Annotated in this window: 13 protein-coding genes and 1 pseudogene; 4 read left to right on the forward strand and 10 right to left on the reverse strand. The window is 39.4% G+C overall.

The window, feature by feature from the left end; all coding sequences use genetic code 11:
- From A2003_RS02305 to xerA, 3 genes and pseudogenes are all read right to left on the reverse strand, one after another.
- Nucleotides 1–95, reverse strand: a pseudogene (locus A2003_RS02305) (electron transfer flavoprotein subunit alpha/FixB family protein); the annotation flags it as partial.
- Between the two features lie 17 nt (nt 96–112).
- Complete coding sequence (locus A2003_RS02310) at nt 113–862, reverse strand: electron transfer flavoprotein subunit beta/FixA family protein (protein ID WP_004959878.1); 750 nt, start codon at nt 860–862, stop codon at nt 113–115.
- A 438-nt stretch (nt 863–1300) separates the two neighbouring features.
- On the reverse strand, nt 1301–2188 hold the full coding sequence (xerA, locus tag A2003_RS02315) for a site-specific tyrosine recombinase/integron integrase (protein ID WP_171053812.1): 888 nt from the start codon (nt 2186–2188) through the stop codon (nt 1301–1303).
- A gap of 164 nt (nt 2189–2352) precedes the next feature.
- Between xerA and A2003_RS02320 the strand changes: the two genes are divergently transcribed.
- On the forward strand, nt 2353–2964 hold the full coding sequence (locus A2003_RS02320) for a LysE family translocator (protein WP_005403029.1): 612 nt from the start codon (nt 2353–2355) through the stop codon (nt 2962–2964).
- Nucleotides 2965–3005: 41 nt separating this feature from the next.
- Here the strand turns inward: A2003_RS02320 and A2003_RS02325 are convergent, their stop codons facing one another.
- The 6 genes from A2003_RS02325 to A2003_RS02350 all read right to left on the reverse strand — a co-directional run bounded on the left by A2003_RS02325 (nt 3006) and on the right by A2003_RS02350 (nt 9383).
- The gene (locus A2003_RS02325) at nt 3006–3608 is read right to left on the reverse strand and encodes an alpha/beta fold hydrolase (RefSeq protein ID WP_005403030.1); all 603 of its coding nucleotides are present in this window, start codon (nt 3606–3608) and stop codon (nt 3006–3008) included.
- 73 nt (nt 3609–3681) lie between these two features.
- Nucleotides 3682–4536, reverse strand: coding sequence for a diaminopimelate epimerase (dapF, locus tag A2003_RS02330; protein WP_004913683.1), 855 nt, complete (start codon nt 4534–4536; stop codon nt 3682–3684).
- 5 nt (nt 4537–4541) lie between these two features.
- Complete coding sequence (gene lysA / locus A2003_RS02335) at nt 4542–5792, reverse strand: diaminopimelate decarboxylase (protein ID WP_279676523.1); 1251 nt, start codon at nt 5790–5792, stop codon at nt 4542–4544.
- Nucleotides 5793–5834: 42 nt separating this feature from the next.
- Nucleotides 5835–6050 (reverse strand): LPS translocon maturation chaperone LptM, encoded by a 216-nt coding sequence (gene lptM / locus A2003_RS02340; RefSeq protein WP_004913686.1) that lies wholly within the window; start codon nt 6048–6050, stop codon nt 5835–5837.
- 115 nt (nt 6051–6165) lie between these two features.
- Nucleotides 6166–7578 (reverse strand): amino acid permease, encoded by a 1413-nt coding sequence (locus A2003_RS02345; RefSeq protein ID WP_286686750.1) that lies wholly within the window; start codon nt 7576–7578, stop codon nt 6166–6168.
- A 311-nt stretch (nt 7579–7889) separates the two neighbouring features.
- Nucleotides 7890–9383: an alanine/glycine:cation symporter family protein gene (locus tag A2003_RS02350; protein ID WP_004952886.1), complete on the reverse strand. Its 1494-nt coding sequence runs from the start codon at nt 9381–9383 to the stop codon at nt 7890–7892.
- 352 nt (nt 9384–9735) lie between these two features.
- On the opposite strand from A2003_RS02350, the gene radA reads away from it, so the two are divergent.
- Nucleotides 9736–11127 (forward strand): DNA repair protein RadA, encoded by a 1392-nt coding sequence (radA, locus tag A2003_RS02355; protein ID WP_004952884.1) that lies wholly within the window; start codon nt 9736–9738, stop codon nt 11125–11127.
- A gap of 82 nt (nt 11128–11209) precedes the next feature.
- Nucleotides 11210–12178, forward strand: a complete 969-nt coding sequence (locus A2003_RS02360) for a Tim44 domain-containing protein (RefSeq protein WP_286686751.1) — start codon at nt 11210–11212, stop codon at nt 12176–12178.
- A 476-nt stretch (nt 12179–12654) separates the two neighbouring features.
- On the opposite strand, the gene A2003_RS02365 is transcribed toward A2003_RS02360, so the two are convergent.
- Entirely contained in the window at nt 12655–14283 is a 1629-nt protein-coding gene (locus A2003_RS02365; protein ID WP_004952882.1) for an inorganic phosphate transporter, read from the reverse strand.
- Between the two features lie 436 nt (nt 14284–14719).
- On the opposite strand from A2003_RS02365, the gene metH reads away from it, so the two are divergent.
- A partial coding sequence (gene metH, locus A2003_RS02370; RefSeq protein ID WP_286686752.1) for a methionine synthase occupies nt 14720–16745 on the forward strand: 2026 nt, incomplete at its 3' end.

Consider the following 16745-nt stretch of genomic DNA (forward strand, 5'->3'; position numbering starts at 1 on the left):
ATATCACCACCGATTTTTTGAGCTGCCGCAACAACGTTTAAAGTTGCACCGTTAAGTGTCTGGTTGTTGTGATCAGCGATAACTAAAATACTCATGATTGTATCCTTCTGTATTAGATCACTTTCGCTTCGTTTTTCAATTTTTCTACAAGCTCGTCTACAGACTTCACTTGTACGCCAGCTTTACGTTCAGCAGGTGCTTCAACTTTAATTGTTTTAAGTTTAGTACCAGTTGCAACGCCATAATCAGCAGGAGACTTAATATCAAGCGGTTTTTTACGCGCTTTCATAATGTTTGGAAGAGCAGCATAACGTGGCTCATTCAAACGTAAGTCAGTTGTGATGATTGCAGGAAGTGCAAGCTCAACAGTTTGTAAACCACCGTCGATTTCACGAGTAACTTGAACTTTACCGCCGTCAACTTTAACTTCAGATGCGAAAGTACCTTGACCAGCACCAAGTAAAGCGCCAAGCATTTGACCTACTTGGTTAGAGTCGTCATCAATTGCTTGTTTACCAAGAAGAATAAGTTCTGGTTTCTCAGCATCAACAACGCCTTTGAGGATTTTAGCAACTTCTAGAGCACCAATTTCATCAGCAGTTTCAACTAAAATACCACGGTCAGCACCTAAAGCCATTGCAGAACGGATTTGTTCTTGAGCATCTTTAGGACCCACTGAAACAACAACGATTTCAGAAACTGTTCCTTTTTCTTTTAAGCGAACCGCTTCTTCCACTGCGATTTCACAGAATGGGTTGATTGACATTTTAACGTTAGTAAGGTCAACCCCACTATTGTCCGGCTTAACACGAACTTTAACGTTGGCATCAACCACACGTTTTACAGCGACAAGAGCCTTCATGTAATCCTCGGCTGTTCTAAGCAAGTAAATGTAGTGAAGAGTATTCTAACTCTTCGTTTGAAACTTTTTAGGTGCCCTATCTTGCAATGTATTTGGCATTTCGGTCAAGTCACAATTTCTGCTCGGGGTATAAAAAAGATGAAATGCTCAGTTCACTTATTTGTAGTTGTTGATGTAATTGAATTGCTGTGTATTTAATAGGATATTCATTAGACTTTGATTTTTTTAATATTTTAATATAATTCAACAACCTAAATATCGACTATTTTTTAAATTTTATGGATCTGTAACGGATCATTTCGAGCAAATCAAATCCCCTTTTAGGCTTCAAAAAATATTGGCAATAAAGTAAGAACCCAAAACCGACAAGATTCACTCTCATCACATTTTAATCGTCGCTTATTAATCACCCAACTTTGCAACATAATATAACCAAATTTAGTCTTTTTGAGCCCGTGGATGGGTTTGATCATAAACTCTTGCCAATTGATCAAAATCAACATGTGTATAAATTTGTGTAGTAGACAAATTGCTATGTCCTAACATTTCTTGCACTGACCTTAGATCACCACTTGCAGATAACATATGACTAGCAAAACAATGTCTCAACAAATGAGGGTGTAAATCAACATTCACTCCAGCTCTTTGTGCTTGTAGCTTGACCCGATTCTCAATTTGTCGAGGGGTAAGTCGATTACCACGTTGTGAGATAAAAACAGCACTATCTAAGTTAAATTCACCTTGCCAGATTCGATAAATTTTCAGCCATTCAATTAGACTATCTTTCGCTTTCTGACCAAACGGAACGATTCGAGTCTTATTGCCTTTACCTGTAATTCTTAACAATTGACGATTGAAGTCGATATCTTTAATCATCAAACCTTGTAATTCAGCGAGCCGCAGTCCACTGGAATAAAGTAATTCCAGTATCGCTTTGTCACGCAGCCACAACTGCTGTTCAATTGGTTTATCTGGTGGAGCTTGGTCTAAAATTTGATGTACAGTTTCAATATCAACCATACCTGGCAAGGGTCTAGGCTGTCTTTTTAACTTAAAATCTTCTGATGGATTTTGTTGTAAATATTGTCCTTGCTCAGCCCACTTCATAAACTGGCGTATTGAGGTCAAATGACGCTGCAAACTGCTTGAACTCAACTGATCTTTTTCAACACGATTTGCCAAATATTCGCGTAAGTCAGATGCTTCAATATCGTATAAAGCTAAACTCTTGCTGTCACAAAAGTTAAAAAAATCAGTAAGATCACGTTGATAAGCTTCAATCGTATGTTCTGACTGATTTTGAATAATTCGTTCTTTTAACCACATTGATAGCAGTTTTTCAGGAGCTTCCAAGCTATATTCTCTTGTTTGCATGTGCTATTTATAGCGTAGTTTAACAAATTTTTATTCATTAAAGATTATACAAGCATCGAAGATGAACAATTGATGTAATACAATAAATTTCAAGTTTCGAGCGGTGGCTTTATATAATGCTTACTCTTCTGATCCCTTACCTGATTGCAATCACTTTACTCACCATTACACCTGGATTGGATACAACTTTAATTATTCGCACAGCGACTATTGAAGGAAAAGCTAAAGCCTTTCAAGCAGCTTTGGGTATCACGCTAGGCTGTATTGTTTGGGGTGTAGTTGTTGCATGTGGGTTAGGTGCGCTTTTAATGACTTCTGATTTGGCATTTAACATGCTGAAATGGATGGGAGCAGCCTACTTAGCTTGGCTTGGTTTAAATTTACTATTGAAACCACGAACTCAACTTGCAGATATAAATGTTACGACGAATACTCAAAATTGGTTTGTTAAAGGTTTTTTGGGAAACTTACTCAATCCTAAAGTAGGTGTCTTTTACCTCTCCTTTCTTCCTCAATTTATTCCTCACACTGCTTCTCCTGTGATGTGGACGATGGGCTTAGTCATGATCCATGTTGTGATTGGGATTATTTGGTCAATCATTTTAATCTCTGCGATGCAATCAATCTCTGCTTACTTAAAACGGCCAAAGTTTATTAAGTATATGGATCGTATTACTGGCAGTATTTTTATACTGTTTGCCTTAAAACTAGCATTTAGTAAAAGATAATCAATCCAATAATGTGTTTGTGGAACACACTCGACATAAAGCTAAATAGTTTCTAAAAACTTATTAATTTGTAACGCGACTTCATTGGCACATTTTTTTGCCAACTGATGATCACCACCCTCGACAATATATAAATTAGATTTTTCAATTAAATGATTTAGATACTTACCTACCTCAACGGGGCTAATTGGATCATGATCACCCCAAATCAATAAGGTTTTGATATCTATCGAGGATATGAATTCCTCGTAATTGATGCTGGTTGTGATAAACCAGTTCGGATATTCTGCGTATTCTTGCTGATAAAATTCACGCCAATCTTGAACCTGAAACTGATCTAAATTGACCCCACCCGAGGTTGCAATCAAGATTAAACCTTTTATTAAAGAGGTTTTTTCTAGTGCAGCTTTGATCGCAAAGATTCCACCCATTGACTGTGCAATTAAGATTGAAGGTTGTTGAATCTGCTCAACAACATAATCACTCAAATCATCAAAACTATTTATATCAGGATGTGCAGCCACACCATGGAAACTTGGATAAGCAATCACTTGCTTTGTGTAAGTTTTGGGAAGTTGTGCAATTAAAGGATACCAAAATTGTGTATTACCTGAAGCGCCTGCAAGAAAAACCAAGTTATTCATTATTATCCTTGAGACTTATTATTCTTAGAGATAAACACCCTACTAAGTGCAAGGTGTTTATTTACCACTCAATTTAGCTTTGGAAATATCTTAAATCCAGACGCGCATCATAAACATGTGTTGTTGGACCTGTCATCCACACCACATCGCCTTCACGCCAAGCTATATGCAATTTACCACCAGCTAACTGAACTTCAACTTCATTAGCGAGTAAACCACGGCGCATACCACTAACAGCAGCGGCACAAGCACCTGTACCACAAGCTAAAGTCTCACCTACACCACGTTCAAACACGCGTAAGCGAATATGTTTTTCATCAACGATTTGCATAAAACCAGCATTTACTCTTGCTGGAAAACGAGCATGTGATTCAACTTGAGGACCGATTCCTGCAACATCAGCCGTTAATACATCTGGTACGATCGTAACCGCATGAGGATTTCCCATGTTAACGACATCAATGTTGATGCTTTTATTATCAGCAAGACCCAGTTTGTAAAGACCTTCAGTGTCTTCGTGTTCATCCGTTAGGAATGGAATCTCAGCTGGAAGAAACTTCGGAGGACCCATATTGACACGTACCCAACCATTTGCTCCCAATTCAGGCTCTACAATACCTGCTTTTGTTTGCACACGAATCTTGGTTTTAGTCGTCAGTTGGCGCTCATGTACAAATCGAGCGAAACAACGCACACCATTACCACACTGTTCAACTTCAGAACCATCCGCGTTAAAAATACGGTATTTAAAGTCAGCATCTGGAAAATCAGGCGGTTCAACGATAAGTAACTGATCAAAGCCCACGCCAAAATGACGATCAGCTAAACGCTGAATCGTGACAGTATCTAAATAAGCCCGTTGGGTGACAAGGTCAACAACCATAAAATCATTGCCCAAACCATGCATTTTGGTAAATTCTAAATACATCCAATTTACTCCTCAGGCAATAAACGTTCTTTTTCCCAAAGTGATTCGATGGTTTCACGCTCACGTATTAAATAAGCTTGATCACCACTGACCATCACCTCAGCAGCACGACCACGTGTATTATAGTTTGAGCTCATTACAAAACCATAAGCTCCAGCACCCAATACCGCTAAGACATCATTTTCTTGCAGCGCTAAATCACGCTGTTTCCCCAAGAAATCACCTGTTTCACAGATCGCACCGACCAAATCCCATGTTTTTACTTCAACATCTGAATGTGGGGCAACAGATTGAATATCCATCCATGCTTCATATAAAGCAGGACGAATCAAATCGTTCATTGCTGCGTCAATAATTGCAAAATTTCGATGATTCGTTGGTTTCAACAAATCAACCTTTGTTAATAATGCACCTGCATTTGCAGAAATACTACGACCAGGCTCCATATAAACTTTCAAACCTAGTTTTTCTAATACAGGGCGCATCGCATTTGCATATTCAGCAACGGTTGGCGGTGTTTCATCTTTATAGCGCACACCTAAACCACCACCAATATCAATATGTTTGAGGTTGATGCCTAACTTTTTCAACTCTTCAATCATTAAAACCACACGATCAAGCGCATCAACGAATGGCTTGGTCTCAGTCAACTGTGATCCAATATGACAGTCGATCCCGACAATTTCTACGTTTGGTAAAGACGCTGCGTATTGATAAGTTTCATACACTGTATCGCTTGGGATACCGAATTTATTTTCTTTCAAGCCTGTTGAAATATAAGGATGCGTCTTTGCATCGACATCTGGATTGACACGCAATGAAATCGGAGCTTTTTTACCAAGTTTAGCTGCAACTTTCTGAATACGATCAAGTTCAGCATAAGATTCAACATTGAAACAAGCGATGCCAACATCTAATGCTTTTTCAATGTCCGCTTCTGACTTACCCAAGCCTGAAAAAACGATCTTCGCTGGATTACCACCAGCCGCAAGAACGCGCGCAAGCTCTCCACCAGTCACAATATCAAAACCAGCACCTAGTTTTGCCAAAACATTAAGAACAGCTAAGTTTGAGTTTGATTTCACCGCAAAACAGATTTGATGATCAATAAAATCAAAAGCACGATCCATATCTAGATAATGTTTTTCCAAAGTTGCTTTGGAATAAACATAGAGTGGCGTGCCGAATTGCTGCGCGAGCTGATCAAGTGAACATTGCTCAGCATGCAATACGCCATTAATGCGAGTGAAACTCATGAAGATGTCCTTATTTACAAACTTAAGGTGAGATGGTTTTGACTACTGTGATGATGATGTTGAGTTTTCAACTTGAGTATCATCATCCTTTTGATCAGATGAGCTTTGAGATTGCGATGCATCGTTTTTGTAAAGCAAATACTTTGCTCTTTTATCATGGTTTGGATCAGACGGTAACTGTAAAGCACCAGATTGACCACACGCTGTTAATACAATACTGCTAAACAATAAACTGATCGAACAAATGACTTTAAGCATCTGAGCACCTAATTTTTACAATTCGGAGCAGTATAGCGTGAACCTCAAAATGGCTAAAGTCCAAACATAAAAAAACGCCAACATAAGCTGACGTTTTCATATATCACGGTTGATCTTATTTTTTCTTTGCGAAGAAATAACCAATGATCAGAATAATGAACCAAATTGGACTGACAATCAGAGATTTTCGAGTATCTTCATCCAATGCTAAAACGCCAATCGTACATAAGAAGAAAATGATCACGATCCAGCATGTCACCACACCACCTGGCAATTTAAAAATTGACTGCTCATGAAGTTCAGGAGATCGTTTGCGGTAGTTCATATAACTCCACATAATGATGATCCAAACGCAAATAAACAAAATCGTAGATAAGGTCGTTGCCAAAACAAATGCTGTTACTTCATCGTTAGTTCCGCTTTGTAACTTATATACAAACTGAATCAATGCGCCGATGAAAATACAGATCGCTGAGAAAATCAATGCGTTTGCTGGAACAGCGGCTTTAGACAAACCTGCAAATAGTCGAGGTGCTTGTTTATCTGTTGATAAACCAAAAAGCATACGACTCGTTGAGAATACCCCACTGTTCATAGATGACATTACCGAAGATAACACCACCAAATTCATAATAATTGCCGCAGATGCAATACCAGCCTGAGAGAAAATATTCACAAATGGGCTGACTTTAGGATTGATCTGATCCCAAGGCGTGACACTCATGACGACAAAAAGAGCCAAGACATAGAAAATGATAATACGTATTGGAATCGAATTAATCGCTTTAGGTAAGTTCCGCTGAGGGTCTTGAGTTTCAGCAGCCGTAGTTCCGACAAGCTCTACCCCTACAAATGCAAAAATTGCAATTTGGAATCCTGCAAGGAACCCTTCGAAGCCTTTAGGGAACATACCTCCATGCGTCCATAAGTTTGAAACGCTGGCTACAGTTCCCGCTGTATTGGTAAAACCAGTGAAAATCATCCATAAACCTACAAGGATTAATACAATAATCGCTGTGATTTTCACCATTGCAAACCAGAATTCCATTTCACCAAATAACTTCACGGTAACGAGATTCAGACCCAATACGAATGCTATGGCAACGGTACTAATCAACAAACCACCTAAAGGCGTAAATGACTGTCCACCATTAAAAAATTCGAGGTAATAAATGATCGCGGACAGGTCAGCAATACCAATCGTGACCCAACATAACCAATACGTCCAGCCAACGAAATAACCTGCCCACGGACCAATCAAGTCAGTTGATAAATCAATAAATGATTTATAGTTTAGGTTTGAAAGCAATAATTCGCCCAATGCACGCATGACAAAGAACACCATCAAACCAATCAACATATAAATAAATAGAATTGATGGGCCAGCTAAACTAATCGTTTTGCCTGAACCCATAAACAATCCTGTGCCGATTGCGCCACCAATTGCAATCAGTTGAAGATGTCGATTAGATAGACTACGGTGAAGCCCACTTTGCTCGTTGACCTCACCTAAATTTTGATTCGACATTTTTACAAAAACTCTCCAGTATCTTTCGTTCATTAGCTAATGATCAAATCAAAATGACAATTCGCACCATTTAATGGCATCTTCTTGCACTGTAAATTGTTTTGATGATGTTTTAGCTAACCAATTTTCTGCCTGTACAACTCAACATTTCAAGTTAAATACAAATGGGCCTGATCATACGCACAAGGATGTACCAACTCAATGCACTTTTTTGACTCCATATTTTTCAATAGCTTAAAAATTAGGCAATAAAAAAGCAGCCTCTGAAGGCTGCCTTTATATCTAGATTTTTACTTTAATTTATTATGATATTACTTTTGTTTATTCTTAATACGATCTTCCCAGAACGTAGCATTACGAATACCAAGTTTTACTGGATCAAAAGTAAACTCTTTAACACCCGCTTTTTGCTGCTGTTCATAATCTCTTAATGCTTTAATCGTTGGTTTCCAAATGAAGTAAGTCACAATAATACCAATGATATTAATCCAAGCCATTAAGCCCACACCGATATCACCAATTCCCCAAATATAGCCCGTCGCACTGATTACGCCATATGAAACAGAAAGAATGATGAAGCATTTGGTGATAAATAATAAAGATGGAGTTTTGGTAATATAACTTAAATAAGTAATGTTGGTTTCAGCGATATAGTAATACGCAACAATCGTTGTAAATGCGAAGAAGAATACAGCTAGTGCAACAAAGATTTGTCCAAAACCACCAAATACCGTGCTCACAGCCATTTGTGTAAATGCTGGCGAACCAATTTCAGCTGTAGCAGCAACGTTTTGTACAATAAATTGACCAGCTTCTAATGTACCTTGAACGTTATACATGCCCGTGATCAAAATCATAAACGCAGTTGCTGAACACACGAATAAAGTATCTACATAAATCGAGAATGCTTGTACTAAACCTTGTTGCGCAGGATGCTGTACCTCAGCTGCGGCAGCGGCATGTGGTCCTGTACCCTGTCCTGCTTCATTCGAATAGACACCACGTTTTACCCCCCAACCAATTGCAGCACCCAGACCTGCCATAGGAGAAAAGGCATCAGCAAAAATTAAGGAAATTACACCAGGTAACTTATCAATATTGATGAAGACAATAATTAAAGCCATCAAAATATAGCCTGCCGCCATAAATGGCACCACGAATTCAGCAAATTTTGCAATTCGTTTAATACCACCAAAGATAATGACCGCAAGTAATGCCACAATCACAACTAAAGCTAAAAGCTTATAAGTACCGACGTTTCCAAATACAATCGCACCTTCACCAGTAATTTGAGTGAATGCGTTACCAACCGCATTTGCTTGAATACCTGGTAAGAATAAACCACATGAAATAATTGCTGCGATTGCAAATAGAATCCCTAACCAACGTTGACCTAGACCACGGTCAAAATAGAATGCAGGTCCACCACGATATTGACCTTGATATTCAACTTTATAGATTTGACCCAAGGTTGATTCAACATATGCGGTACTTGCTCCTAGAAAGGCAACGACCCACATCCAGAAGACTGCACCTGGTCCACCAAAACCAATTGCGGCAGCAACGCCTGCAATATTACCTACACCAACACGACCTGACAGTGAAACAGCGAGTGCTTGAAACGAAGAAATACCTTGTGCTGATGAGCCTCCTTTAATGAGGAGCCTTATCATATCTTTGATCTGACGAACTTGAACAAACCTTGTTAGGACGGAGAAAAATAAACCTGCACCTAAACATAAATAGATCAGAGCTTTGCTCCAAATAATACTATTTATCCAATCAACAATTTCTGCTGCACTCATAAACACCAACCTTTTGTATAATTTAAAAATATATCAATTGATACATTTTCATTTGTCTGAGCATCAGCAATATTTATGCCATTCAATATAATTCTTATGACAACAAATGAGCAAATGCTCAAAGACCTTCCGTGGAAAAAGTGAATTTAAAGAATTTTTCGACTCAAAAACCTACTATATCTTACTTGTAAAAGTCTTATATCGTGTTATTTTTCTGAGCACTTCCCTTTAACCAGTCAATTACGAAAACACCGTTTACTCTTAATTCCTTATCAAGAAAATAAACGATACTGATCTTTTCCGTAATTACTCTACTTTTTAACTAATTTATCGCAAATTTTCAATTTTATATATGGCAAAAATTAAAACTGTTTATCGATGTGAACAATGTGGCGCCGATCATCCAAAATGGGCAGGACAATGCTCTGAATGTGGAGAATGGAATAGCCTCGTAGAAGTTCGCATAGAGCCAATCGTATCCCACAGAGCGCAATCAAAGATGGGAGGCGGTTATGCAGGTCAAGCAGCGAGTATCACAACTCTAAATAAAATTTCCGTTTCACATGAAACTCGTCTAGCTACTGGGATTGGCGAATTTGATCGCGTACTTGGTGGCGGTTTAGTAACTGGATCAGTCGTTTTAATCGGTGGTGACCCTGGTATCGGAAAATCTACCATTTTGTTGCAAACAGCTACTCATATGGCAGCAGCTAAAAGTTCCGCACTTTATGTCACAGGCGAAGAATCATTATCACAAGTCGCTTTACGTGCGCAGCGATTAGATTTACCTACAGACCAGCTCAAAGTAATGGCTGAAACCTGTGTGGAAAGAATCTGTGAAGTATTGGCTCAAGAAAGACCAGCCGTTGCGATTTTAGACTCGATTCAGACCTTATACACAGAAACCTTACAATCTGCACCAGGTGGTGTCTCACAAATCCGTGAATCAGCCGCCCTGCTCACACGTTTTGCAAAAAATAGCGGAACAGCGTTATTTATCGTGGGACATGTAACTAAAGAAGGTGCTTTAGCTGGACCACGAGTGCTTGAACATATGGTGGATTGCGTACTGTATTTCGAAGGTCAGTCGGATTCTCGATATCGTATGATTCGTGCCGTGAAAAACCGTTTTGGAGCAGTCAACGAGCTAGGTGTCTTTGGCATGACCGATAAAGGGCTACGAGAAGTCGCCAATCCCTCCGCTATTTTCCTCAGTCGTTATGATGAAGCCATTCCGGGTTCAATTGTGATGATTAGCCGTGAAGGCACTCGCCCATTACTCGTCGAAGTTCAAGCTCTTGTTGATGATGCACATGCTCAACCTCGGCGTGTTGCATTAGGACTTGAACAAAATCGTCTGAACATGCTACTTGCGGTAATGCATCGACATGGTGGTGTTCAAACCGCGGGACAAGATGTTTATGTCAATGTCGTAGGTGGATTAAAGATCACGGAAACTGGTTCAGATCTAGCGGTATTACTCGCCTGCGCTTCAAGTTTGCGTGGTAAAGCATTACCACAACAACTAGCTGTTTTTGGTGAAGTTGGTTTATCGGGAGAAATACGCCCTGTTCCGAATGGTCAGGAACGCTTAAAAGAAGCGGCAAAACATGGTTTTAAATATGTGATTTTACCAAGAGCAAATGCGCCACAAAAAAGTATTGATGGTGTTCAAATCATTGCTGTAGCTCGTTTACATGAAGCATTGACTGAAGCAATGCAGCTTAGTGATGAACTGACATAAAAAAACATACTTTTTTAGTTGAAATTATCAACGAATACCTTCATAAATACACTTACATCTTGGAATTAAATAGGAATTTTCGATGCAAGTACACCAGCGTGGCTTGATGGCAGCTTTATTGATGGCAACTTTGGTCGCAGCACCAATTGCAGAAGCTAAACGTGCGGGCGGTGGCAAAAGTCATGGTATGTCTCGTTCAACAACGACGACTCAATCTCAGCCAACTACTACTCAATCGTACCAACAACCTACAACTAAAACTACGACGACTCAAAAATCAGGTCCAGGCGTAGGTTCTATGGTTGCTGCTGGTGTAGCAGGTGCTGCTGTAGGTGCAGTTGCTGCAAATGCATTGGCAGATGACAACAATCCTACTTCTGCTGAGCAGCAAGCTGCGCAAGAAGAGGAAAAAGGTGGTATTCCAGGTTGGTTATGGGTACTCCTAGCTGCTGCAGTTGCATTCTTTGTATTCCGTAAATTCGGTGCAAAAAAAAAATTAGCCACAGCTAATCCATATGCTCCAAATAATAACGGTCAAAACAACTTTGGCCGTCCTGTAAGCCCACAACCAACTATGCGTCAAACGGCTGGTGACAACACCAATATTTTTGGTCAATCAGTTGGTGGTGGCGTTGCGACTCAGGCACCGTTTGGTGGTGCATCAATGAGCAGTGGCAACCAATTACCTGATGGGACTGAACCTGCTGCTTTCCTTCGTATTGCACGCCAACGCTTCAATCACATTCAATCAGTAAATAGCGCAAGTAATATCGAAGAAATTCGTCGTTACTTGACTCCTGAGCTTTATAACTCAATGTATAGCGACATCATGGCTAACCAAGACCAAGATGTGGCTGAGTTTAGCAATCTTAATGCGATGGTTGCTGAAAGCACAACTGAAAATGGACAATATGTGGTTAGCGTTCGTTACACCGGTACGGTAAGTGAAGATTTAAATAGCTTGCCACAACCATTTACTGAAATTTGGCACTTTGTTAAACCTGTTGGCTCGCAACAAGATTGGGTTGTGGCAGGAATCCAACAAGCATAATTGCGAATATCATTTAAAAAAGGAGCTATTCAATAGCTCCTTTTTTTTATTGGTGCAATTTTATAAGAAATAAAAAAAGCCACTCTCGATTTCTGAGAATGGCGGAGTGTAAACGAAATTTAAGTAAAACGTTGTTTACAATAAGGATAACCAAACATATAGGCATCTTCATAATAATTAATATTTATCAGGAAACATATTCCACATTTGGGGAATAGCCTTCACTTTCTTAATTTTTTTGATGCACATGCTGTTGATTTAAATTTTATGGATAGTTTAGTGCAAAGCTAAAAATGACCAGTTAAAACGCAAAAAAAGAGCTGTAATCAATATTTAAAACAATCTATTGGATCAGGTGACTAAGCCTTTGCCTAGCAACAAATATACTAATAGTGCAATCAGCCCAAAGATTCATGAAATAAAAAAGCCTTACCGAAGCAAAGCTTTTATTTCTGTTCTAAATCTTCTAACTATACTTAAGACACAAACTGTAGGAATACCCAGTACAAGCCACCTGACAAACAGATCGTTGCAGGTAAGGTAAATACCCAGGCTGAAAGTATGGTACGAACTGTTGCAAAATTCAAACCTGATTTATTTGCCACCATCGTACCTGCAACCGCACTGTTTAAAACGTGTGTTGTTGATACAGGCATACCTAAACCATCAGCAGCAGCAATCGTACTCATGGCAACTAATTCCGCTGACATACCTTGACCATATGTCATGTGGTTTTTACCGATACGCTCACCCACTGTGATCACGATACGTTTCCAACCCACCATCGTACCTAAACCAAGAGCAAGCGCGACTGCGACCTTCACCCAGTTTGGAATGTATTGTAAGAACGAATCTAAGTTACTACGATATTCTTTTACCAATTTTTCTTGGTCTTTATTCATTTCAGGTAAAGCATCTGCTTTATCTAAACGTTTAAATGTCGTTGTACTTAAATACATGTCATTACGAATTTCACTCACAGCAGCTTCAGGAATATCCTTTAAGTTGCCGTAAGTCGCTACACGATCACCCAAATGAGAGGTCATGCTTGCAAGAGCAGGAACAACTTCTGGGGTTTGCTCTTTGGTTTGAATAAATTTCGTCAAAACTTCGCGAGCTTTTTCATCAGATAATTCATTCTGATTGACATTCAATACGGTGGCTGTTTGAGCCGAAAGCTGTTCGAATGATTGTAGATGTTGAGCATCTAAGTTTTTATTCAATGAATAAGCCAAAGGAACTAAACCAATCAAAATCAACATGATTAAGCCCATGCCCTTTTGACCATCATTTGAACCGTGCGCAAAACTTACACCCGTACAGGTAAAGATTAAAATCGCACGAATAAGTGGTGGTGGTGGTTTGTTACCAACAGGTGGTTGGAACAATTCCAATTGGCGCTTAAAGATCGTTTTAACCAGTAAGAATACAATTGCTGCAAATGCAAAACCGATCAAAGGAGAAAATAACAATGCCTTCCCGACTTTGATGACTTGATCCATATCAATGCCACTAGTTGCGCCAGTTGATGCATTTAACAAGTGATTCATGATCCCCACACCCAAGATCGAACCGATCAAAGTATGAGAACTTGATGCAGGAATACCTAAGAACCAAGTTCCTAAGTTCCACAGAATCGCTGCAATCAACAGTGCAAAAACCATAGCAAAGCCAGCACCACTGCCGACATTCATGATCATTTCAACTGGAAGTAATGCAATAATTCCGTAAGCAACTGCTCCACTTGCCACCATAACTCCAAGAAAGTTACAGAAGCCAGCCCACATCACTGCAACAGGTGCAGGTAAGGCATTGGTGTAAATTACGGTTGCTACAGCATTCGCTGTATCGTGAAAACCATTTACAAACTCAAAACCTAAGGCAATGAATAGTGCCGTAGACAAAAGAATAACTGAATATAAACTCAAAGGTGGTACATGCGCTAAATCAGCACTCACCTGAAATCCAATATATATAAGTGTTGAAACAATGATCGTCAAAAACACCGGCATAAAGAATTTCGGTGTAGGTACATGTACATTCGTCGATTTTGCCGAAGAGTTGGCAAGCGGTGAATCCGAAACAGGAGGAATATTAGAATTCATGTAGACGGTTAGAGGATAAAAAAATCCCCTGTATTGTTTAATTAAATTATGACAATTATATGACAAAGAGATGTCATATAAAGCTGATATTTCATCATTTCAGCTCATTTTGTGATGTTTTTTGTTCTAATCTTTAATCCATTAAATTAAATATCCTTTTAAATACAATATGATATAAAAACAAAAAGTCTTAAAAACTGTTTGTCTGATTTTGCAACAAATGCTACAAAATATGACATCAATTTGTCATATTTCAGTTCATTCGCTGGTTTTTGGAGCATTATTCCTCATAATTATTACAAATTAATGAAGGTTTTGTGACACATCAAAATTGAACTGAAGAATCAGTGCTCTGTGTTGTTGAAAATACGCGCTTTCTGTTCGCTTCTGTTACAATGCCTCAGCTTTTTATATTTGCCATATACTGGGGTTCCTTATGTCCACGCTTGCCACCCTAAAATCTCTTCTCACCCAACGCATCTTGATTATTGATGGCGCAATGGGAACCATGATTCAACGCCATAAATTAGAAGAAGAAGATTATCGTGGTGAACGTTTCGCAGATTGGGCTTCTGATCTCAAAGGTAATAATGACCTTTTAGTACTGACTCAACCGCAGATTATTCAGGGTATCCATGAAGCTTATTTGGATGCTGGTGCAGACATTATTGAAACCAACAGCTTCAATGGTACACGTGTTTCAATGTCAGATTATCACATGGAAGATCTTGTACCTGAGATCAACCGTGAAGCAGCACGTCTCGCGAGAGCGGCTTGTGATAAATACTCTACCCCAGATAAGCCACGATTCGTGGCAGGTGTACTCGGTCCTACATCACGTACATGTTCGATCTCACCGAACGTCAATGATCCAGCATTCCGTAATATTACTTTCGATGAACTCAAAGAAAATTATATCGAAGCAACGCACGCCTTAATTGAAGGTGGTGCTGACATTCTATTGATCGAAACAGTTTTCGATACATTGAACTGTAAAGCGGCAATCTTTGCGGTCAAAGAAGTCTTTAAGCAAATCGGTTATGAACTTCCATTGATGATTTCAGGTACGATTACAGATGCCTCAGGTCGTACATTGACAGGTCAAACTGCTGAAGCATTCTGGAACTCAGTGCGTCATGGTGATTTGCTGTCAATTGGTTTTAACTGTGCATTGGGTGCAGATGCAATGCGCCCTCACGTTAAAACGATTTCTGACGTAGCAGATACCTTTGTTTCAGCTCATCCAAATGCGGGTTTACCGAATGCATTTGGTGAGTATGATGAAACCCCGGAACAAACTGCAGCCTTTATTAAAGAATTTGCTGAGAGTGGTTTGATCAATATTACTGGTGGTTGCTGTGGTACCACACCAGACCATATCCGTGCGATCTACCAAGCTGTTAAAGATATTCCACCACGTAAAATTCCTGAGACTGTTCATGCTTGCCGTTTAAGTGGTTTAGAACCATTTAATATTTATGATGATTCTTTGTTTGTAAATGTTGGTGAACGTACTAACGTGACAGGATCAAAAAAGTTCCTCCGTCTCATCCGTGAAGAAAATTTTGCAGAAGCTTTAGAAGTCGCTCAGCAACAAGTTGAAGCTGGTGCGCAGATCATTGATATCAACATGGATGAAGGGATGCTCGATTCGCAAGGTGCGATGGTGCATTTCCTAAACCTCGTCGCTTCAGAACCTGATATTTCGCGTGTGCCGATCATGATTGACTCATCGAAATGGGAGATCATTGAAGCAGGTCTAAAATGTGTTCAAGGTAAACCTGTTGTAAACTCGATTTCCTTAAAAGAAGGTTATGACGAGTTTGTCGAAAAAGCTCGCCTTTGCCGTCAGTACGGTGCAGCAGTTATTGTCATGGCTTTTGACGAAGTTGGTCAGGCAGATACCGCTGAGCGTAAGCGTGAAATTTGTAAACGCTCTTATGACATTTTAGTCAATGAAGTTGGCTATCCAGCTGAAGATATTATTTTCGATCCAAACGTGTTTGCAGTAGCAACAGGTATCGAAGAACACAATAACTATGCCGTAGACTTTATTGAAGCGACTGGTTGGATCAAACAAAACTTACCACATGCCATGATTTCAGGTGGTGTTTCTAACGTTTCGTTCTCATTCCGTGGTAATGAACCTGTACGCGAAGCGATTCACTCAGTATTCCTCTATCATGCCATCAAACAAGGCATGACTATGGGTATCGTAAACGCTGGTCAGATGGCGATTTATGACGATATTCCAAAAGAACTGAAAGATGCGGTTGAAGACGTTATCCTCAATCAAAATCAGGGAGAAAGTAGACAGGAAGCCACTGAAAAATTACTTGAAGTTGCAGAAAAATATCGTAGTCATGGTGGCGCAGCCAAAGAAGCCGAAAATCTTGAATGGCGTAATGAATCTGTCGAAAAACGTCTTGAATACGCTTTAGTTAAAGGTATTACCACGTATA

This window comes from Acinetobacter sp. GWC1_38_13, assembly GCF_001767535.1.
Lineage (GTDB): Bacteria > Pseudomonadota > Gammaproteobacteria > Pseudomonadales > Moraxellaceae > Acinetobacter > Acinetobacter junii.

What these genes read in the sequence shown, in the direction of transcription:
- A2003_RS02310 (WP_004959878.1), bottom strand. Translation starts at nt 862, where the DNA reads ATGAAGGCTCTTGTCGCTGTAAAACGTGTGGTTGATGCCAACGTTAAA.
- xerA (WP_171053812.1), bottom strand. Translation starts at nt 2,188, where the DNA reads ATGTGGTTAAAAGAACGAATTATTCAAAATCAGTCAGAACATACGATT.
- A2003_RS02320 (WP_005403029.1), top strand. Translation starts at nt 2,353, where the DNA reads ATGCTTACTCTTCTGATCCCTTACCTGATTGCAATCACTTTACTCACC.
- A2003_RS02325 (WP_005403030.1), bottom strand. Translation starts at nt 3,608, where the DNA reads ATGAATAACTTGGTTTTTCTTGCAGGCGCTTCAGGTAATACACAATTT.
- dapF (WP_004913683.1), bottom strand. Translation starts at nt 4,536, where the DNA reads ATGTATTTAGAATTTACCAAAATGCATGGTTTGGGCAATGATTTTATG.
- lysA (WP_279676523.1), bottom strand. Translation starts at nt 5,792, where the DNA reads ATGAGTTTCACTCGCATTAATGGCGTATTGCATGCTGAGCAATGTTCA.
- lptM (WP_004913686.1), bottom strand. Translation starts at nt 6,050, where the DNA reads ATGCTTAAAGTCATTTGTTCGATCAGTTTATTGTTTAGCAGTATTGTA.
- A2003_RS02345 (WP_286686750.1), bottom strand. Translation starts at nt 7,578, where the DNA reads ATGTCGAATCAAAATTTAGGTGAGGTCAACGAGCAAAGTGGGCTTCAC.
- A2003_RS02350 (WP_004952886.1), bottom strand. Translation starts at nt 9,383, where the DNA reads ATGAGTGCAGCAGAAATTGTTGATTGGATAAATAGTATTATTTGGAGC.
- radA (WP_004952884.1), top strand. Translation starts at nt 9,736, where the DNA reads ATGGCAAAAATTAAAACTGTTTATCGATGTGAACAATGTGGCGCCGAT.
- A2003_RS02360 (WP_286686751.1), top strand. Translation starts at nt 11,210, where the DNA reads ATGCAAGTACACCAGCGTGGCTTGATGGCAGCTTTATTGATGGCAACT.
- A2003_RS02365 (WP_004952882.1), bottom strand. Translation starts at nt 14,283, where the DNA reads ATGAATTCTAATATTCCTCCTGTTTCGGATTCACCGCTTGCCAACTCT.